Source organism: Stenotrophomonas maltophilia, from assembly GCF_001274595.1.
Taxonomy (GTDB): Bacteria; Pseudomonadota; Gammaproteobacteria; order Xanthomonadales; family Xanthomonadaceae; genus Stenotrophomonas; species Stenotrophomonas forensis.
Window position 1 is genome coordinate 1,317,418 of the sequence record NZ_CP011010.1, and the last position, 19,433, is coordinate 1,336,850.

13 protein-coding genes and 1 tRNA gene are annotated in these 19,433 nt (G+C 67.2%); 10 read left to right on the forward strand and 4 right to left on the reverse strand.

What is annotated here, in order from left to right; genetic code table 11:
• The first annotated feature begins 90 nt into the window (after positions 1-90).
• From murJ to VN11_RS06150, 7 genes are all read left to right on the forward strand, one after another.
• Entirely contained in the window at positions 91-1,695 is a 1,605-nt protein-coding gene (gene murJ, locus VN11_RS06120; protein WP_148565009.1) for a murein biosynthesis integral membrane protein MurJ, read from the forward strand.
• A gap of 75 nt (positions 1,696-1,770) precedes the next feature.
• Complete coding sequence (locus VN11_RS06125) at positions 1,771-2,718, forward strand: bifunctional riboflavin kinase/FAD synthetase (RefSeq protein WP_053449120.1); 948 nt, start codon at positions 1,771-1,773, stop codon at positions 2,716-2,718.
• Complete coding sequence (ileS, locus tag VN11_RS06130; RefSeq protein ID WP_053449121.1) at positions 2,715-5,546, forward strand: isoleucine--tRNA ligase; 2,832 nt, start codon at positions 2,715-2,717, stop codon at positions 5,544-5,546. The genes VN11_RS06125 and ileS overlap by 4 nt, the downstream gene beginning before the upstream one ends.
• Entirely contained in the window at positions 5,546-6,070 is a 525-nt protein-coding gene (lspA, locus tag VN11_RS06135; protein WP_008266713.1) for a signal peptidase II, read from the forward strand. The genes ileS and lspA overlap by 1 nt, the downstream gene beginning before the upstream one ends.
• A gap of 27 nt (positions 6,071-6,097) precedes the next feature.
• Entirely contained in the window at positions 6,098-7,048 is a 951-nt protein-coding gene (ispH, locus tag VN11_RS06140; RefSeq protein WP_005408565.1) for a 4-hydroxy-3-methylbut-2-enyl diphosphate reductase, read from the forward strand.
• Between the two features lie 207 nt (positions 7,049-7,255).
• Positions 7,256-9,145 carry a M61 family metallopeptidase gene (locus VN11_RS06145; protein ID WP_053449122.1) on the forward strand — a complete coding sequence of 630 codons (1,890 nt, stop codon included), beginning with the start codon at positions 7,256-7,258 and terminating at the stop codon, positions 9,143-9,145.
• Entirely contained in the window at positions 9,142-9,807 is a 666-nt protein-coding gene (locus tag VN11_RS06150; protein ID WP_053449123.1) for a lysoplasmalogenase, read from the forward strand. Before VN11_RS06145 ends, VN11_RS06150 begins: the two co-directional genes overlap by 4 nt.
• Positions 9,808-9,894: 87 nt before the next feature.
• Here the strand turns inward: VN11_RS06150 and VN11_RS06155 are convergent, their stop codons facing one another.
• From VN11_RS06155 to VN11_RS06165, 3 genes are read right to left on the reverse strand one after another with little or no spacing between them, the layout of a single operon-like run.
• Entirely contained in the window at positions 9,895-12,681 is a 2,787-nt protein-coding gene (locus VN11_RS06155; protein WP_053449124.1) for a TonB-dependent receptor plug domain-containing protein, read from the reverse strand.
• 14 nt (positions 12,682-12,695) lie between these two features.
• Entirely contained in the window at positions 12,696-13,664 is a 969-nt protein-coding gene (locus VN11_RS06160; protein ID WP_053449125.1) for a FecR family protein, read from the reverse strand.
• Positions 13,661-14,188 (reverse strand): RNA polymerase sigma factor, encoded by a 528-nt coding sequence (locus VN11_RS06165; RefSeq protein WP_080374880.1) that lies wholly within the window; start codon positions 14,186-14,188, stop codon positions 13,661-13,663. The genes VN11_RS06160 and VN11_RS06165 overlap by 4 nt, the downstream gene beginning before the upstream one ends.
• Positions 14,189-14,423: 235 nt before the next feature.
• Here VN11_RS06165 and VN11_RS06170 point away from each other — a divergent pair, with 235 nt between their 5' ends.
• The 3 genes from VN11_RS06170 to VN11_RS06180 all read left to right on the forward strand — a co-directional run bounded on the left by VN11_RS06170 (position 14,424) and on the right by VN11_RS06180 (position 18,525).
• A complete protein-coding gene (locus VN11_RS06170; RefSeq protein WP_053449126.1) occupies positions 14,424-17,297 on the forward strand; it encodes an autotransporter outer membrane beta-barrel domain-containing protein in 2,874 nt (957 codons plus the stop codon).
• A 97-nt stretch (positions 17,298-17,394) separates the two neighbouring features.
• Positions 17,395-18,399: a 2-hydroxyacid dehydrogenase gene (locus VN11_RS06175; RefSeq protein WP_053449127.1), complete on the forward strand. Its 1,005-nt coding sequence runs from the start codon at positions 17,395-17,397 to the stop codon at positions 18,397-18,399.
• Between the two features lie 50 nt (positions 18,400-18,449).
• Positions 18,450-18,525, forward strand: a tRNA-Thr gene (locus VN11_RS06180).
• Between the two features lie 255 nt (positions 18,526-18,780).
• Here VN11_RS06180 and VN11_RS22955 read toward each other — a convergent pair.
• Positions 18,781-19,239 (reverse strand): DUF2971 domain-containing protein, encoded by a 459-nt coding sequence (locus VN11_RS22955; RefSeq protein ID WP_080374881.1) that lies wholly within the window; start codon positions 19,237-19,239, stop codon positions 18,781-18,783.
• Positions 19,240-19,433 lie beyond the last annotated feature (194 nt).

The following is a 19,433-nucleotide window of genomic DNA, read 5'->3' on the forward strand; positions in this document are numbered from 1 at the left end:
TTATGGGAACAGCAAGCTAGCTAGTATGATGGCGTAAGAAATGCACGTCAAGTCGATTGTCAAGAGGGACGCTGAGTGAGTTCACCCAAGTTGTTGCGGGGCCTGCTGTCGTTCAGCAGCATGACCATGGTCTCGCGCGTCCTTGGACTTGTCCGGGACTTCGTGGTGACCACCACGTTCGGCACCAACGCCATCACTGATGCTTTCTGGGTCGCCTTCAGGGTACCCAATTTCCTGCGCCGGTTGTTCGCCGAGGGGTCTTTCGCCACCGCTTTCGTGCCGGTGTTCACGGAAGTGAAGGAAACTCGCAGTCATGCCGAGCTGCGCGAACTGATGGCGCGCACCGCCGGCACCCTGGGTGGGGTGCTGATGCTGGTCACCGCTCTGGCGCTGATCTTCGCGCCGCAGCTGGCCTCGGTCTTCTCAAGCGGCGTTGATACCGATCCGGTCAAGCAGGGCCTGCTGGTCGACCTGTTCCGCCTGACCTTCCCGTTCCTGCTGTTCGTCTCGCTCACCGCCCTGGCCGGCGGCGCGCTGAACAGCTTCCAGCGCTTTGCGATGCCGGCGCTGACCCCGGTCATCCTCAACCTGTGCATGATCGCCGGCGCGCTGTGGCTGGCACCGCGGCTGGGCGGCACCCCGGAGAAGCAGATCCTGGCGCTGGGCTGGGCGGTACTGGCCGCCGGCATCCTGCAGCTGCTGTTCCAGCTGCCGTCACTGAAGGGCATCAACCTGCTGACCCTGCCGCGCTGGGGCTGGAGCCATCCGGGCGTGCGCAAGGTGATGACGCTGATGGTGCCGACCCTGTTCGGTTCCTCGGTGGCGCAGATCAACCTGCTGCTGGACACGGTCATCGCGGCCAAGCTGACCGACGGCTCGCAGTCCTGGCTGTCGTTGGCCGATCGCTTCCTGGAACTGCCGCTGGGCGTGTTCGGCGTGGCGCTGGGCACGGTGATCCTGCCGGCGCTGGCCCGCCACCACGTCAGCACCGACCGCGAGGGCTTCTCGCGCTCGCTGGACTGGGGCCTGCGCATGACCCTGCTGATCTCGGTGCCGGCCATGCTCGGCCTGCTGCTGCTGGCCGAGCCGCTGATCGCGACCATCTTCCAGCACGGCCAGTTCAGTGCCTTCGATACCCGCATGACCGCGTTGTCGGTGTACGGCCTGAGCTTCGGCCTGCCGGCGTTCGCCCTGCTGAAGGTGGTGCTGCCGGCGTTCTACGCGCGGCAGGACACCAAGACCCCGGTGCGCGCCGGTATCGCCGCGCTGGTGGCCAACATGGTGTTCAACTTCGCCCTGCTGGCCGTGCTGTACCAGGTGATGGTGCCGGACGAACTGAAGGCGCAGGGCGTGATGGCGGCCATCAGCAAGCAGCCGGGCCTGCACCTGGCGCTGGGCATTGCCAGCGCGCTGTCCAGTTACCTGAACCTGGGCCTGCTCTGGTACTGGCTGGGCAAGACCGATGTCTACCAGCGCCGCCCGGGCTGGGGCGGCTATCTGCTGCGCCTGCTGCTGGCCTGCCTGGCCATGGTCGGCGTGCTGCTGGCGCTGCTGTACTGGCTGCCGGGCTTCTCGGCGATGAGCGTGTGGGAGCGGATCGGTGCCCTGGCGGTGCTGGTCGGTGGCGGTGGTGCGACCTATGCGCTGGCGATGGTGGCGATGGGCTTCCGCCCGCGCGACCTGCGCGGGCATTGATCGCGGCCCGTGGCGGCTATACTTCAGGGTTACACCATTGAAGCGGCGGCCCCGGTCGGGCCGGAACGAGAGTTGATGAGCAGGCTGTTCAGAAGCGTCGAGGGCGGGGAGCTGTTCCCCAACGGAAGCGTGGTCTGTATCGGTGCATTCGACGGCCTCCACCTGGGGCATCGTGCGCTGGTCCGCCACGCGGTCGCCCGCGCGCGCGCCTTGGGCGTGGCCGCGGTGGCCGTGGCGTTCGAGCCGCTGCCGCGTGAATTCTTCGCCCAGGGCACGCCGCCGCCGCGGCTGACCCTGGCGCGCAGCAAGGTCGAGATCCTGCGCGAGCTCGGCGTCGATGCGATCGGCCTGCTGCGTTTCGACGCGGCGATGGCCGCCATGCCGGCCGAGGACTTCGTGCGGCGGCTGCTGGTGCATCGGCTGGGCGCCCGCGAAGTGTGGATCGGCCCGGAGTTCTGCTTCGGCAACCGCCGTCGTGGCGACCTGGCCCTGCTGCAGAAGATGGGCGCCGAACTGGGCTTCAGCGCCGGCGAGATCGAAGCGGTGGACCTGCATGGCGAGCGCATTTCCAGCACCCGCATCCGCCAGCTGCTGCAGGACGGCGACTTCGCCCGTGCCGGCGACCTGCTCGGCCGTCCGTACGCGATCAGCGGGCGGGTGGTGCGCGGGCGCCAGCTCGGCCGCACGCTGGGCTTCCCGACCGCCAACCTGCGCTTCCCGAAGACCCCGGCGCTGTCGGGCATCTACGCGACCTGGGTGCACGGCGTGTTCGACCAGCCGTGGCCCTCGGTGTCCAGCTTCGGCACGCGGCCGACGGTGGACGGCGTGGAGCCGCTGCTGGAAGCGCACCTGTTCGATTTCCAGGGCGACCTGTATGGCCGCCACATCGACGTGGAGTTCGTCGCCAAGCTGCGCGACGAAGAGAAATTCAATGATCTGGCGGCACTGACCGACCAGATGCACCGCGACGCCGAACAGGCGCGCGCCATCCTTTCCGAACATAGATTGCGAGCCACTGCGTGAGCCAGGACTACAAGACCACCCTGAACCTGCCAGCCACCGAATTCCCGATGCGCGGCGACCTGCCCAAGCGCGAGCCGGGCATTCTGGCGCAGTGGGAAGCGCAGGGGCTCTACCAGCAGCTGCGCGACAACGCCGCCGGCCGCCCGCTGTTCGTGCTGCACGACGGCCCGCCGTACGCCAACGGCCGCATCCACCTCGGCCACGCGGTCAACAAGATCCTGAAGGACATCATCGTCAAGTCGCGCTACCTGGCCGGCTTCGATGCGCCCTACGTGCCGGGCTGGGACTGCCACGGCCTGCCGATCGAGATCGCGGTCGAGAAGAAGTGGGGCAAGGTCGGCACCAAGCTCGACGCGGTTGAATTCCGGCAGAAGTGCCGTGAGTTCGCCGAAGAGCAGATCAACATCCAGCGCGTGGACTTCAAGCGCCTGGGCGTGACCGGTGACTGGGACAACCCGTACAAGACCCTGAGCTTCGACTTCGAAGCCAACGAGATCCGCGCGCTGGCCAAGGTCGTGGCCAACGGCCATCTGGTGCGTGGCGCCAAGCCCGTGTACTGGTGCTTCGACTGTGGTTCGGCGCTGGCCGAAGCCGAGATCGAGTACCAGGAAAAGGAATCGCCGGCGATCGACGTGGCCTACGCCGCGCGCGATGCGCAGGCCATCGGCCAGGCGTTCGGCGTGAGCGTGCCGGCTGACGTCGAAGTGGCCGTGCCGATCTGGACCACCACGCCGTGGACGCTGCCGGCCTCGCTGGCCGTTTCGCTGGGCGCGGAGATCAACTACGTGCTGGCCGAAGGCCCGGCCCACAACGGCAAGCGCCGCTGGCTGGTGCTGGCCGCCGCGCTGGCCGAGCGCGCGCTGCAGCGCTACGGCGTGGATGAAGTGGTGCTGCACGGTGAAACCACCGGCGCGGCGCTGGAAAACCAGCTGCTGGCGCATCCGTTCTACCCGGAGCGCGAAATCCTGGTGCTCAACGGCGACCATGTCTCCGACGAGGACGGTACCGGTGCGGTGCACACTGCGCCCGGCCACGGCCAGGAAGACTTCGTGGTCAGCCAGAAGTACGGCCTGCTGGACAAGTACAACGCCGGTCAGGTCACCCCGATCGACGGCCGTGGCGTGTACCTGGAATCGACCCCGCCGGCCGGTGACGTGGTGCTGGCCGGCCAGCACCTGTGGAAGGCGCAGGAGGCCATCGTCGGCGTGCTGCGCGGCAACGGTTCGCTGCTGGCCTTCCACCCGATCCGCCACAGCTACCCGCACTGCTGGCGCCACAAGACGCCGGTGGTGTTCCGCGCCACCCCGCAGTGGTTCATCTCGATGGACAAGGCCAACCTGCGCACCGATGCGCTGGCCGCCATCGACACCGTCGGCTGGTTCCCGGCCTGGGGCAAGGCGCGCATCCAGAGCATGGTCGACGGTCGCCCGGACTGGACCATCTCGCGCCAGCGCACCTGGGGCGTGCCGATCGCCCTGTTCACCCACCGCCAGACCGGCGAGATCCATCCGCGTTCGGTCGAGCTGATGCAGCAGGTCGCCGACCGCGTCGAGGCCGAGGGCATCGACGTGTGGTACTCGCTGGATGCCTCCGAACTGCTGGGCGCCGAAGCCGCCGACTACGAGAAGGTCACCGACATCCTCGACGTCTGGTTCGATTCGGGCGTGACCCATGAAGGCGTGCTCGCCGCGCGTGGCTTCGGCAAGCCGGCCGACCTGTACCTGGAGGGCTCCGACCAGCACCGCGGCTGGTTCCAGTCCTCGCTGCTGACCGGCGTGGCGATCGACAAGCGCGCCCCGTACAAGCAGTGCCTCACCCACGGTTTCACCGTGGACGAGCACGGCCGCAAGATGTCCAAGTCGCTGGGCAACGGCATCGAGCCGCAGGACATCATGAACAAGCTGGGCGCGGACATCCTGCGCCTGTGGATCGCCTCGGCCGACTACAGCAACGAGATGTCGCTGTCGCAGGAGATTCTCAAGCGCAACGCCGATGCCTACCGCCGCCTGCGCAACACCGCGCGCTTCCTGCTCGGCAACCTGGATGGCTTCGATCCGGCCCAGCACCTGCAACCGCTCAACCAGATGGTCGCGCTGGACCGCTGGATCGTGCATCGCGCGTGGGAGCTGCAGGAGAAGATCAAGGCAGCCTACGACGGCTACAACATGGCCGAAATCGTGCAGCTGCTGCTGAACTTCTGCAGCGTGGACCTGGGCTCGCTGTACCTGGACGTGACCAAGGACCGCCTGTACACGATGCCGACCGACTCGCATGGTCGCCGTTCGGCACAGAGCGCGATGTACCACATCGCCGAAGCGTTCACCCGCTGGGTGGCGCCGATCCTGACCTTCACCGCCGACGAGCTGTGGGGCTACCTGCCGGGCGAACGTGCCGGGCACGTGCTGTTCACCACCTGGTACGACGGCCTGGCGCCGCTGCCGGCCGATGCCCAGCTCAACGCCGCCGACTTCGACCAGCTGCTGGCCGTGCGCGAGCAGGTGGCCAAGGTGCTGGAGCCAATGCGTGCCAATGGTGCGATCGGTGCCGCGCTGGAAGCGGAGATCACCATCGCCGCCAGCGAAGAGCAGGCCGCGAAGTGGCAGCCGCTGGCCGATGAACTGCGCTTCCTGTTCATCAGCGGCGACGTGCAGGTGCGCCCGGCAACCACCGACGAAGTGTTCGTCAGCGCCCAGCCGACCACCAAGGCCAAGTGCGTGCGCTGCTGGCACCACCGCGCCGATGTCGGCAGCAACGCCGACCATCCCGAACTGTGCGGCCGCTGCGTGAGCAACATCACCGGCGCCGGCGAACTGCGGAGCTGGTTCTGATGAGCACTGCACGCCCGCATCCCAACGCCCTGGTCTGGCTGCTGCTGTCGGCGGCCATCATCGGCCTGGACCAGTGGTCCAAGGCCTGGGTGCTGTCGAGCCTGCCCGAGTTCCAGCCGGTGGTGGTCATCGACGGCTTCTGGAACTGGTACCGCACCTACAACACCGGTGCGGCGTTCAGTTTCCTGAGCGACGCCGGTGGTTGGCAGAAGTACTTCTTCACCGCGCTGGCGATCGCCATCAGCGGCCTGATGGCCTGGTGGCTGCGCGGCACCGCCCGCGGCAACTGGAAGGCCGCGGTGCCGTATGCGCTGATCATCGGCGGTGCCATCGGCAACGTGATCGACCGCCAGGTGCACGGCCACGTGGTCGATTTCATCCAGTGGTACGTGGGCAGCTACACCTGGCCCTCGTTCAACATCGCCGATTCGGCCATCGTGGTGGGGGCCATCGGCATCGCCCTGTTTGGCCTGTTCGACGGCAAGTCCGCCAAAAAGGCGGATAATGCCAATCCGAAACCGTAAGCCGGCCGCTGCCGGGAGATTGAACTGATGGATGTGCTGCTCGCCAACCCGCGTGGTTTCTGTGCCGGTGTCGATCGTGCGATCGAGATCGTCAAGCGCGCGATCGAAACGCTGGGCGCGCCCATCTACGTCCGCCATGAAGTGGTGCACAACCGCTTCGTGGTCGACGACCTGAAGCAGCGCGGCGCGATCTTCGTCGAGGAACTGGACGAAGTGCCGGACAACAACACGGTCATCTTCAGCGCGCATGGCGTTTCGCAGGCGGTGCGCCAGGAAGCCGAGCGCCGTGGCCTGAAGGTGTTCGACGCCACCTGTCCGCTGGTGACCAAGGTCCACTTCGAAGTGGCCCGCCACTGCCGTGCCGGCCGTGACGTGGTGCTGATCGGCCACGCCGGCCACCCGGAAGTGGAAGGCACCATGGGCCAGTGGAACCGCGAGGCCGGCACCGGCCAGATCTATCTGGTCGAGGATGTGGAGCAGGTGGCCACGCTGCAGATCAACCAGCCGGAAAATTTCGCCTACACCACCCAGACCACGCTGTCGGTGGATGACACGCGCGGCATCATCGATGCGCTGCGCGAGCGCTTCCCGGCGATGCAGGGCCCGAAGAACGACGACATCTGCTACGCCACGCAGAACCGCCAGGACGCCGTGCGCGACCTGGCCAAGCGCTGCGACCTGGTGCTGGTGGTCGGCTCGCCGAACAGTTCCAATTCCAATCGACTGAGTGAGCTCGCCCGTCGCGAAGGCGTGGAGAGCTACCTGATCGATGGCGCGCACGAGATCGACCCGGCGTGGGTGGCAGGCAAGCAGCACATCGGCGTCACCGCAGGTGCTTCTGCACCGCAGGTGCTGGTTGACGGCGTGCTGGCGCGGCTGGCCGAGCTGGGGGCCACCGGCGTGGGTGAGCTGGATGGCGAACCGGAATCGATGGTGTTCGCGCTGCCGAAGGAACTGCGCCTGCGCCTGGTCGACTGACCGGGCCTGACTCTGGTGGGTGCGAACCTTGGTTCGCACTGCTTCTGGATGCATTCCATCCACGCATGGCGCGGATCTGCTGCTCCCGGCCTTGTTGCCGGTTTTGCCGCTTCTGGCGGGGTTCGCGCGGGCCATGACCTTTGGCCATGGGGCCACGCATCCCACAGGCCTAGCATCGGGAAATTCTCCGCTGTTGGACGCTGCCCGATGAAAACCCGAGCCTTGGCCATGTCGTTGCTGTTCGCGCTGGCCGCCACGCCTGCATTGGCGCTGGCGCAGGCCGCGCCGCCGGCCAATGCCGCAGCGCCCGGCCTGCTGCGCATCGACGTGGATGCGCGTGACCTGGCCCGCCGCATCTTCAAGGTCACCGCCACCGTGCCGGCCAAACCCGGGCCGATGACCCTGCTGTATCCGCAGTGGATTCCCGGCAACCATTCGCCCACCGGCCCGATCGACAAGCTGGCCGGGCTGCGCGTCACCGCCAACGGCAAGCCGCTGGCCTGGCAGCGCGATCAGTTCAATGTCTATGCGTTCAAGGTGGACGTGCCCGAAGGCGTGAGCGAGATCGTCGCCCACTTCGACTTCCTGTCCTCGCAGGGCGGCAGCCAGGGCCGGGTGGTGATGACCCCGGAAATGCTCAACCTGCAGTGGAACGCCAATTCGCTGTATCCGGCGGGCGTCGATGCGCGCCAGCTGCAGGCGCAGGCCAGCGTGACCCTGCCCAAAGGCTGGTCGTTCGCCACCGCGCTGGAAACCGCGCGCCGTGACGGTGACACCGTGGTGTTCAAGCCGATTTCCTATGACCACCTGGTCGATTCGCCGTTGTTCGCCGGCGAGCACTACCAGCGCATCGACCTCGACCCGGGCGCGAAGGTGCCGGTGCACCTGAATGTGTTCGCCGACGATGCCAAGTCGCTGAAGCCGACGGACGCACAGATCAAGCTCCACCGTGCGCTGGTGCAGCAGGCCGACAAGCTCTATGGCGCGCGCCACTACAACCACTACGAGTTCCTGCTGGCACTGACTGACCGCCTCGGCGGCATCGGCCTGGAGCATCACCGTTCCAGCGAGAACAGCGCCGAGCCGGGTTACTTCACCGAGTGGGACAAGAGCGCGTGGATGCGCGACCTGCTGCCGCACGAGTACACCCACTCGTGGAACGGCAAGTACCGCCGCGGTGCCGACCTGGCCACCGCCAGCTTCAACGTTCCCATGGGCGACAGCCTGCTGTGGGTGTACGAGGGCCAGACCCAGTTCTGGGGCCAGGTATTGGCCGCGCGTTCCGGATTGTGGTCGGTCGAGCAGGCGCGCGACATGCTGGCCAATGTGGCCGCCACTTATGACCGTGGCCGTCCTGGCCTGGCCTGGCGGCCCTTGCAGGACACCACCAACGACCCGACCATCGCCCAGCGTCGCACGTTGCCGTACCGCAACTACCAGATGAGCGAGGACTACTATTCCGGTGGCCAGATGTTGTGGCTGGAAGTGGAAGGCAAGCTGCGCGAACTGAGCGGCAACCGCCGCAGCCTGGACGACTTTGCGCGCGCCTTCTTCGGGGTCGGCAATGGCGACTGGGACGTCAATCCGTACACCTTCGACGACGTGGTCACGACCTTGAACGGCATCGCGCCGTACGACTGGGCGACGTTCCTGCGCGGCCGCCTGGATGGGCACGGTCCGCTGACCGGTGGCCTGGCGCTGGCCGGCTGGAAGCTGGTCTACCGCGATACCCCGAACGCCGCCTACAAGGCGCAGGAAAAGCGCGCCAAGGGCGCATTGCTGGCCTACTCGCTCGGGGCGACCGTGCTCGACAGCGGCACGGTGGGTGACGTGATCTGGGACAGCCCGGCATTCAACGCAGGGTTGGCGCCGGGCATGAAGGTGATCGCCGTCGGCGGCCGCGAGTACAGCAGCCAGCGGCTGAAGGACGCCGTGGCCGATGCGGCCAGGGACAAGGCGCCGATCGTGCTGCTGGTCAAGCAGTTCGACCGCATCGATACGATGAACATCGACTACCACGGTGGCCTTCAGTACCCGGTGCTGGAGCGCATCGCCGGCACGCCTGATCGCCTGGCCGAGCTGTGGAAGGCGCGATGAAAGCGCGCGCCCGCGACGGCATGATCCTGCTGGTGGCGATCCTGGCCATCATTGGCGCGTACCTGCACGGTGATGGACGCTGGCTGCACTGGCTGGCGAAGCCGGCCACGACGCTGCTGATCGCCGGCATCGCCTGGCAGGTGCACGCTCCTGCGCAACCGTTCTACCGGCGCGCGGTGCTGGCCGGCATGCTGATGTCGTGCGTGGGCGACATCGCGCTGATGCTGCCGATGGATGCGTTCGTGCCTGGCCTGGTGGCGTTCCTGCTGGCCCACCTGTGCTACATCGCCGCCTTCCGCGATGGCCTGCGCGGCGGGCGCAGTCTGGTGGCTGCCAGCGTGCTGCTGGGAGCGTTCGCCGCACTCAATGTGTTGGGCCTGTGGCCGCACCTGCCGGCGCCGATGCGCATCCCGGTGCTGGCGTACGTGGTGGTGCTGGCCTCGATGGCGGTGCTGGCACTCGCACGCGCATGGGTGCGTCCTCAGGCGGCCGCGCCGGAACCGTGCAGCGCACGCTGGGCCGCTGCCGGTGCCGTGCTGTTCGTCGCCAGCGATTCACTGCTGGCCTGGGACCGCTTCGCCGGTGGCCTGCCGCTGGCCAGCCTGCTGGTGCTGTCCACCTACTACGCCGCGCAATACGCCATCGCCCGCTCGGTGAAGTAGCAAAAAGGGGACGGAGGGGATTAAGTCTTATTCGGCATCGTGGCAGAAACGACTTAATCCCCTCCGTCCCCTTTTCCGGTGTTGCGCTCAGCGGAACTGCAGGGTCAGCAGGTAGTAGCGGCCCAATGGATCGTCCAGCCCGGGCATCTGCCCACCATTGCCGACCAGGTAGTTCACCGGTTGTGTGTCGAGCACGTTGTGCACGTCCAGCGCGGCAACGATGCGCGGGCCAAGGCGGCGTGCCAGGTGCAGGTTCCAGCGCAGCTGGCGGGGGTTCATGCAGTGGTTCTGTTCAACCTGATCCTGCGGGCACTCGGCACCGGGCAGCCAGGCGCGGGTGCGGCCGACCTGGTTGCCGCGCAGGGCGATGTCCCAGTGGCTGTTCTGCCACTGCACGTTCAGCACCGCTGCCATCTCCGGCGTCACATGGCCGCGCAGGTCGATCGCGGGTTCGTGGTCGCGCTGGCGGCGCAGTTCCTGCTGTTTCAGTGCATCCAGCGAGAACAGCCATTGGCCGTTGCTGCCGGTGTCGATGCGGTACTCGCCGCGCAGCACCCAGTTGCGCGAAGTGGTGCGGCCGATGTTGTCGAAGGACAGGCGCAGGCTGCGCAGCCTGCCTTGTTCGTCCAGCTGCCAGGTATCGCGGTTCCAGACCGCATCGTTGGGCTGCAGTGCGAGGATCTCGTTGCGCAGCTCGACGATGTTGTGGGTCAGCGACAGCGAGAACGCATCATTCGGGGACCAGGTCGCGGCCAGTGAATGGCTGCGCGAGCTCTCCGCTTTCAGCATGGTGTTTTCTTCCACGTCTGCGGTCACCCTGCAGCGTCCATCCGCGGCGCTCTGCGCACACGGCGGCAGCGCATCCGAAGCGGGCAGGGTGAGGGTGCCGAACTGGCCGGGTGGGCGCCGCTGCTCGAACAGGCTGGGGGCGCGGTAGCCACGCCCGCTGGCCAGCAGGAATGACCACTGCGGCGACGGCGTCCAGCGCAGGCCGGCCCGTGGCGAGACCGCGGTGTAGTCACCGTCACGGTCCCAGCGTGCGGCCAGGTCCATGCGAAGCGCAGGTGCCAGTGGCAGGCCGAGTTCGGCGTAGGCGCCACCACTCTGCCGCGACAGCCTGCGCTGCTGCTGCGGCAGTCCCAGCGCCAGGTCACCCTGGCTCAGCAGCGCATCGGGGTGCGAGGTCCAGCGCTCATGGCGCAGGTCGATGCCGGTGGCCAGCTGCGCATTGCCTCCCGGCAACGGCATGAGTTCGCGCTGCATGCCCCACCAGCCCTGCCATTGTTCGGTAAGGCCACGGTTGCGGATCATCGGGAACCAGGACGCCGTTTCGCCGCTGGGCAGCATGTCGAATCCGGGCAGGAACCGAAGTGACTGCGCGGCCTCGATCAACGGGGTGGCCCGCACGGTGCCCGGCGTGGACAGGCTGACATCACTGCGCTGTGCGCTGAGCCCGGCATCCCAGCTGCGCCGGCCCTGGTCGCGGCCGATGCCGAAGGTGACGTCAGCATCGGTGGCGCGAACGTGTGGGCGCACGTTGCCGGCTTCGCGCAGCACGGTGTTGAAGGTGATTCCGTACAGGGCGAGGGAAACCGCGGTGGGGCCGAGGTCGAAGCGCTGGCGGTTGTGGCTGGCGCGGGCCTCGGCATAGGCGTAGCGCCCTTCGCCACGTTCATGCCGATAGCGCAGGTAGGCCGACGCGGTATCCGAAGCGGGCTGCAGCGAGCGTGGGCGCGCACTGTCGAACCAGCAGGCACCATCGCGCCGCTTCAACGGCCCTTCGCAGCGCCGTGCAGGCCAGTAGCGGCCAGCGCCGAAGGCACCGATCAGGTATTGCGAGGTTTCCGCATGCCAGTCGCGGCGGTCGCCGGCCAGGTGGTCGACACGGTGCAGGTCGACGCCGGCGAACCAGCGATCGCCGTTGCCGCGCAGGCCGCCGGTGGCCGCCTGCAGGCGATACTGCGCGGCGTCGCCCCGGCTGCTCAGGCCGGTCTGCAGCATGGCTTCCGGCCCATCGGCCTGGTCGCGCAGGATGATGTTGACCACGCCGGACATGGCGTCAGCGCCGTAGATCGCCGAGGCACCGCCACGCACCAGCTCGATGCGTTCGACGAAGCTGAGCGGAATGCCGCCCAGGTCGGTGAGCCCTCCCTGCTCCAGCGATACCATCGGGTAGCGCGGCAGGCGCCGGCCATTGACCAGGAACAGGGTGGCGCGCGGTCCCATGCCGTCGAGGCTGGTGGTGGCTGCGGCACCGACCGGCAGGTACTGCGAGTCACCGCTGCGCGCACTGCTCATCGCCGGCAGGCCGTTCATGCCGGGCAGGTGCCGCAGCAGGTCGAACAGGCTGCCGTAGCCGCTGCGCAGGATGTCCGCGCGATCGATCGTGGTGACCGGCAGCGTGGTCTGCACCGAGGTGCGTGGCAGGCGGCTGCCGGTGACGTGGATCGGTGCCAGTTCCACCTGCGGCGGCGGCCGGGGGGCATCGTGGCGGGGAGCCACCACGGCCTTTGGCGTGGGTGTTGTGGCAATCGGGGCTGCACCGACGCGGCGCACGACGAAGCCACCCGAAGGCGTGCGCAGGATCGTCACCGGCATGCCGGCAACCAGCTGCTTCAGGGCGGTGGCGGGATCTGTCCGGGTGTTCGTGCCGTCGCTGTGCAGTCCTGCCAGCTCACGGGCGTCGAACAGCAGCGCGATGCCGCTCTGCCGGGCCCACTGCTGCAACGCCGACGGCAATGGGCCGGCATCGATGCGGTAGGCCTGCGTGGCCGCCGATTCGCTGGCAGTGGCCGCGGGCAGTGCAGTGGCCAACAGCGCCAGGCACAGCAGGGGGCGGAGCAGCCCCCACTGCAGCGCGCCCGGTCCTGCCATCACTGCAGGCCCCCTCAGTACGTGCGGCGCAGTTCCAGCGCGCCATCCGGGCGCGTCTGGCCAGCGACGGACCAGCCCAGTTCCAGCGCGGACAGCAACTCCTGTGCGTCGCCTGCGCGGAACGTGCCACTGACCGCCAGGTTGCTGATCTCCGGATCGGCAATCACCAGCGGTGTGCGGCCATAGCGGTTCATCCGTTCGACCACGATCGACAGCGGCGTGGCGTCGAATACCAGCTGTCCCTGCAGCCAGCCCTCGGCGGCCGCCGTGGACGACAGCGCCGGGCCCGGCTGGATGCGCCCGGAGGGCAGCACCTGCAGCTGCTGGCCCGGTGCCAGGGTGTGCTGGGCCGCACCATTGCTCACTTCCACCGCGCCTTCCAGCAGCGCGACTTCCACCAGGCCATCGCGCAGGCGCTCAACCTGGAAGGTCGTGCCGATATCGCGGATCGTGCTGGTGCCGGCGCGCAGCTGCAGCGCCTTGTTCGACGGCGCGACCTGCAGCTGCAGGCGCCCACGTTCAAGGTCCAGCTCGCGATGGCGCCAGCCGAAACGGGCGTGCAGCGTGGTGCCCGCGTCGAGCGTGGCCACGCTGCCGTCGGCCAGGGTCAGCCGCTGTGTTTCATGGCTGTCATTGGCATAGCGCTGCGGCGTGGGGTTGCCGTCCACGGCCAGCATCCAGCCCACGCCGATGGCCAGGCAGATGCCGGCGGCCGCGGCGAGCGCCGGCAACCCGCGGCGGCGCGGCGGTCGCGCCGCACGGGCCGCAGCGGTGCGCAGCCAGGGGTCTGCCGCCAGGCCCTGGCCCTGCTGGAACAGGTTCTCGGCCTGCACCCACGCTTTCACATGGGCCGGGTTTTCGGCCAGCCAGTCCTCGAACGTTTCGCGTTCGGCCGGCGTGCAGTCCGGCGCTTCCAGCCGCGCCACCCAGGCGCTGGCGCGTTCAAACAGCGAGGCGTCTTCCGTGTGCCGGTAGCTGTTCATTCCACATCCCTGTCGTTGTGCAGCGGATCCGGTCCCAACTCCTGGCGCAGGCCCTGCAGGGCACGGGCGATATGTTTTTCCACGGTCTTGGCAGTAATTCCACAGTGCCGCGCGATCTGCGTATAGCTCATGCCGGTGATCCGGTTGAGCAGGTACACCTCGCGCGCGCGCTCGGGCAGTTTGAAAAGGGCCTGCCGAAGCAGGGACAGCATCTGCCCGGACTCGGCCTGGCGCAATGGATCGGGCGACTGGCTGGTGGGCAGGTCGCTGCCATCATGCTCGGCCAACGGCAGGTGTGGTCGCGACTGCGCAGAGCGGCCGCGATCCGCCAGGCGGTTGCGGGCGATACGATACAGCAGCAGGCGCAGCTCGTCGGTGCCGTGTGCGCGATAGCGGATCAGCCGCTCCATGCAGTCCTGCGCGATGTCCTCCGCATCCTCCGGCCCGACGCCCCGCGTGCGCAGGAACGCACACAACGGTGCGCGTTCTTCGCGTACGAACGCGATGAAGGCATCCGCTGGCACCGGCGGCTCCGGCGCGTGGTGGATCAGGGGGGACGGAGCGGACAGGGCTGGCCTCGGCAGACATTGGCGGATGCGTCATCGAGTTTTACGCGACGATGACCGGATGGGGAAGAGTGTGCGGCACCCCATTCTCATTGTGAATGCATTCATCATTGCGCGGCGGGTCGGCTGGGGGAGTTCGCGCCGCTCTGACGTTTGACCCCTTACCCGCGTGTTGCGGGTGGAGAGAGAACGTATGAAGCATTCGAAGTTGAGCCTGGCCCTGGCCGGGCTGATCGGCGTCGGCGCCCTCGCGGCTGCTGATGACGTCATGGCAATGAGTTATCACCTGCAGGGCGATCGCATCTTCCTCAGTGGCGGGGTGACCTACGCCGACGTGGTGTCGTTGCCGGCATTGCTGGCCAAGGCACAGGCCGAGGGCCGGCCGATCCGCGAAGTGGTGCTCCGCACCTCCAACGGCGGCGCGCTGATCGCCGGCGAGTGGCTGCAGGGCGTGATCCGCACCGCCGGCCTGAACACCATCGTGTCCGGCCACTGCATCTCGTCGTGCTCGATCATGCAGTCCGGTGGCGTCCAGCGCTATCTGGCCGGCGACCTGCCGATCGTCGATTCGGTGCAGATCCACGCGGCCAGCAGCGGCGGCAAGGTGATCTATACGCCGTCGCCGCGCATGACCCAGATCTACACCGGCAACTACGGCGGCGGCATGGATGCGGGCCTGCTGCACAAGGCCATGTACGAGGTCGTGCAGCCCAATGGCCTGCTGGTGTTCCGCGACCCGGCGCGCACCACCGGCGCCTCGGTCACCTTCGACCCGGATGGCAGCGGCAGCAAGCTGGAGTCGTTCCCGGGCCAGGACATCCATAGCAACAACATCATCACCGCGAACGGCTATCGCGATCCTGGCGACACGTTGAACGTGAGCGCGAACGTGAGCGGCGACATCAACCCCGGTTACCTGCGCACCGGGCGCCAGCTGCAGACTTTCGTCGACGACGATTTCGCGCGCTGGAACACCAACTGGCAGTCCAGCTACATCAACCTGGCGCAGAGCATCTACAACGCTTCAAGCCGTGGCCCGCAGGGCATCGGCCCGGATTCGGTGCAGGACTACCTCAACGATCCGGGCATCCAGGCGCTGCTGCTGTCCAAGCTGCGCCTGGCCGACCTGGACGTGTCCACGCTCGACAACGCCATGGGCGTGATCCGCGTGAGCAACGGTGCCACCTGGCGCACCGCCGCCACCACCGGCGCCGACTTCATGCTGGTCGACAACGGCACCATCGCACTGGAAGGCGGCGCGCTGCGTGCGTCGGAGGTGCGCGTGCTGGGCGCGGGCATGCTGGTCGGCCATGGCGACGTGGCCGGCACTGCGATGGATCTTGATGCACTGGGCAGCGGTTCCGGCCCCTCCTGGCGCGAGGACGGCTTCAACCGCCTGCGCGTGTTTGGCACGCTGATGCCGCGCGGCGGTGACCTGGTCACCCACGGCTACGTCAACATCATGCCGGGCGGCAAGCTGCTGTTCGACGTCACCGAGAACGGCGGCGCGGCCACGGGCCGACTGCGCGTGGGCACGTTCTTCGATGACGAACCGACCGACGGCGCGCTGGTGATCTCCAAGGGCGCCTTCCTCGAATTGAATGTGGCGCAAGGCTACTACGGCCAGGATTTCCGCCGTGACCTGGTGCAGGGCCCGATCTACCAGGGCGGCTTCGAGGATGTCGTGCGCCTGGGCGACACCGGCTACAGCGCCAGCATCACCGCGGGCGATGTGTTCCGCCCGCGCCACAACTCGCTGCTGAGCTTCAACGTGAAGCAGACCGCCGACGGCCTGTGGCTGACCGCAAACCCAGGCTTCGATCAGCTGGGCCTGTTCGCCAACGCTACCTCCGGCGACGGGCTGGGCCGCGCGCTGGCGACCGCCTCCGCCCGCCAGGACGGCAACCTGAAGTCACTGCTGGGCGCGCTGCAGTTCGCCGACCGTGATGTGATCGCGCAGCAGGCCGGTGCCCTGCGCGGTGATGCGCATGCCAGCCTGCGGCTGGCCGACAACGCGCTGGTCGGCAGCATCGGCAACGTGGTGCAGCAGCACCAGGCCGCGATGCGCAGTGGTGGCGATGCCGATGGCCTGGCTTCGCAGGCGGCGCAGTCGGTGTCGGCCCAGCCGGGCATGCGCCACGGCAGCCTGTTCAATCAGCTGGCGATGCATCTGGTCGAGCCGGCGTCCGGCAGTGCTGCGGGCGGCGGTGATGCTGGCCGAAACCGTGGCATATGGGCGCGCGGCTTCGCCAGCCATGGCCGCATCGATGCGGAGGGCGGCGTGGCCGGCCTCAGCCACAACATCGGTGGCATCGTGGTCGGTGCCGATACCCGCGTGGCCGATGACCGCGTCACCCTCGGCGTCAGCGTGGCGGCCGCTGACATGTCGACCAAGGGCCGCGACGGCTCCGACTTCAGCGGTGACGTGCGTGCGCTGGATGTGGGCGGCTACCTGGATGCGACCTATTCGCGCGGCTACCTGTCGGCGGCGGTGCGCTACACCGACCTGCGCCACGACACCCGTCGCAGCATCAGTGGCATCGATGGTCTGCAGCAGCCGCTGCGCGCCAAGTACAACAACGATGCAATCTCCGCGCGGGTCGAGCACGCGTTCTCGTTCACCACCGTCACGGGGCTGGTGATCCAGCCGTTGCTGCCAGTGGTGGACTACGCGCGCACCTCGGCCACGCGCTTCAATGAAGGGCAGGGCGCGGGTGCACTGGTTGGCCGCAGCGGCAGCCTGGAGAGCATCCGCGTCGGCGCCGGCCTGCAGCTGTTCAAGACCTTCGAAGGCAACAACGGCGAGCGCATCACCCCGCGCGCCCGCGTGGTCTGGCAGAAGGAACTGGGCGATTCGCAGGCCCGCTACAGCACCGGATTCGCCGCCGCCCCGGACCTGGTGTTCGGCGCCAGCAGCCAGGCCGTGGGTGAGCAGGTACTGGCCTGGAACCTGGGCGTGACCAGCCGCGCCAGCGAACGCCTGTCGATCATGGCCGACTACGTGGGCGAGCGCCGCGACGGGCAGATCCAGAACGGCGTGATGCTTGGCTTGGGCTACCGGTTCTAAGGTGAGCACGGCACCGGCGATGCCTGCATCGCCGGTGCCATCCCCACGGGCGCGTGGCTGCGGTATGGTCGGCAGGGCATCCCACCCAGGTCCTTCCATGCAGATCGCCGTCTTCAGCGCCCGCCCTTACGACCGCCGCTTCCTGGACGAAGCCAACCAGCGCGATGCGGACGGGCAGGGGTACACGTTCGTCTACTTCGATGCTGCGCTGGACGTGCATACCGCCGCGCTGGCACAGGACTGCGCCGCCGTCTGCGTGTTCGTCAATGACCGGCTTGATGCGCCGGTACTGCACGCGCTGCATGCACTGGGCGTGCGTGCCGTGCTGTTGCGCTGTGCGGGCTTCAACAACGTGGATCTTGCTGCGGCGAAGGCACTGGGCCTGTTCGTCGCGCGCGTACCGGCCTATTCGCCCGAAGCCGTAGCCGAGCACGCGCTGGCGCTGGTGATGACCCTCAACCGCCAGACCCACCGCGCCTACAACCGGGTGCGCGAAGGCAACTTCATGCTCGATGGCCTGCTTGGCCGCACCTTGCATGGCCGCACCGTCGGCATCGTCGGTACCGGCAAGATCGGGCTGGCCACCGCGCGCATCTTCAAGGGCATGGGCTGTACCGTGCTGGGGCACGACCCGTATCCGTCGCCGGCTTTTGCCGGGGTGGGAGACATGGTGGCGTTGGATGAGCTGCTGGCGCGCGCCGACATCGTCTCGCTGCACTGCCCGCTGACACCCGACACCCAGCACCTGATCAACGACGCCTCGCTGGCGCGGATGAAGCCGGGTGCGATGCTGGTCAACACCTCACGCGGCGCACTGGTGGACACCCATGCGGTGATCCGCGCGCTGAAGTCGCGCCGGCTCGGCCATCTGGCCATCGACGTCTACGAACAGGAAAGCGCGTTGTTCTTCCAGGACCTGTCCGGCGAGATCATCGACGACGAGGCCTTCCAGCGCCTGATGACCTTCCCCAACGTGCTGGTGACCGGCCACCAGGGCTTCTTCACCGTGGAGGCGCTGCAGGAGATCTCGGCGATCACGCTGGGCAACCTGGCCGACTTCGCCGCCGGGCGGCCCTGCGCCAACCGGTTAGAGGCGGGCTGAGCCGGGTGGATTGACCGCCGGGGCGCCCAGCCCGTAAAATCGCGGGCTCCGCCGGAATAGCTCAGTTGGTAGAGCGGCGCATTCGTAATGCGTAGGTCGCAGGTTCGACTCCTGTTTCCGGCACCAGTTGTAATGAAAAGCCCCGGCCTTGGTCGGGGCTTTTTGTTTGGGCGGGCGTTGGAACTGTTTGATTGGTGAGAGGTTCGCTGCGAGCTGATCATTGGAAGGCATCCATGTTGCTCGTTGTGGGTGGGTCGTGTCCGCGCGGCTCTAGCCAAGTGCAGTCGGCGCCCTGGCTTCAAAACGGCTTATCAATGGACACTCGAGAAACGCACGAGAGATTCGCCTGATGGAAGGTTGGTGAACGGTCGCCCCAGAAGTTCAGGCACGGCGATCAGTCAATGAGGTGGCGATTGCGTCCTTAGGCAGGCGCCTCAAGGACAATGAGTATGCTGCAGAGTTTCGAGTAACCTGATACAGCTTGGGTGAGCTAAGACCGAGTGCTTCGCGCTCGGATAGGGCCTCTCGCAACCAATTGGTCGCGTTGGATTCATCAAAGAATCGTTCGCCAAGTATTACGCCTGTTACAGCTCTTGCATCGAATGGCAGCCCAGAGCGAGTGAGGCGATGTGATAGATAGCGAAGCTCCTTCTCGTAGGACCATTCTTCTGACTTTCGCAAGAATCCTCTAGAAAGTTCGTTAGCCGTGGATGGCCAGGTGACTTTTGGGAGCTGACTTGAGTACTCAACTGTCTGCGTTCCTGCGAAGACCCCAAGGCAATAGGCGGGGTCAATCTGAACACAGATCCCCCTATGGCTGCGAGCGTAGTGAGCCCACATGAGGTGACTGCGAGGATTTCGACTGAAGCAGTAAACGCCAAACGAGGCCACACTGCGATCATAAGCGTCTTGAAGCGCGTCACTACGCAATGGTGCTTGGCGGCACAGGCCTTCAATCAGCGAATTCTTGTCGTCGTCAGTAAGATTTTCGGCAGGCCATCCATATTTCAAGAAAGCGCCTTCAGCCCATTTGC

Coding starts and splice junctions, on each gene's coding strand:
- lspA (WP_008266713.1), top strand. CDS start 5,546: ATGAGCACTGCACGCCCGCATCCCAACGCCCTGGTCTGGCTGCTGCTG.
- VN11_RS06155 (WP_053449124.1), bottom strand. CDS start 12,681: ATGGCAGGACCGGGCGCGCTGCAGTGGGGGCTGCTCCGCCCCCTGCTG.
- VN11_RS22955 (WP_080374881.1), bottom strand. CDS start 19,239: ATGTGGGCTCACTACGCTCGCAGCCATAGGGGGATCTGTGTTCAGATT.
- VN11_RS06160 (WP_053449125.1), bottom strand. CDS start 13,664: ATGAACAGCTACCGGCACACGGAAGACGCCTCGCTGTTTGAACGCGCC.
- VN11_RS06125 (WP_053449120.1), top strand. CDS start 1,771: ATGAGCAGGCTGTTCAGAAGCGTCGAGGGCGGGGAGCTGTTCCCCAAC.
- ispH (WP_005408565.1), top strand. CDS start 6,098: ATGGATGTGCTGCTCGCCAACCCGCGTGGTTTCTGTGCCGGTGTCGAT.
- VN11_RS06150 (WP_053449123.1), top strand. CDS start 9,142: ATGAAAGCGCGCGCCCGCGACGGCATGATCCTGCTGGTGGCGATCCTG.
- VN11_RS06175 (WP_053449127.1), top strand. CDS start 17,395: ATGCAGATCGCCGTCTTCAGCGCCCGCCCTTACGACCGCCGCTTCCTG.
- VN11_RS06145 (WP_053449122.1), top strand. CDS start 7,256: ATGAAAACCCGAGCCTTGGCCATGTCGTTGCTGTTCGCGCTGGCCGCC.
- VN11_RS06170 (WP_053449126.1), top strand. CDS start 14,424: ATGAAGCATTCGAAGTTGAGCCTGGCCCTGGCCGGGCTGATCGGCGTC.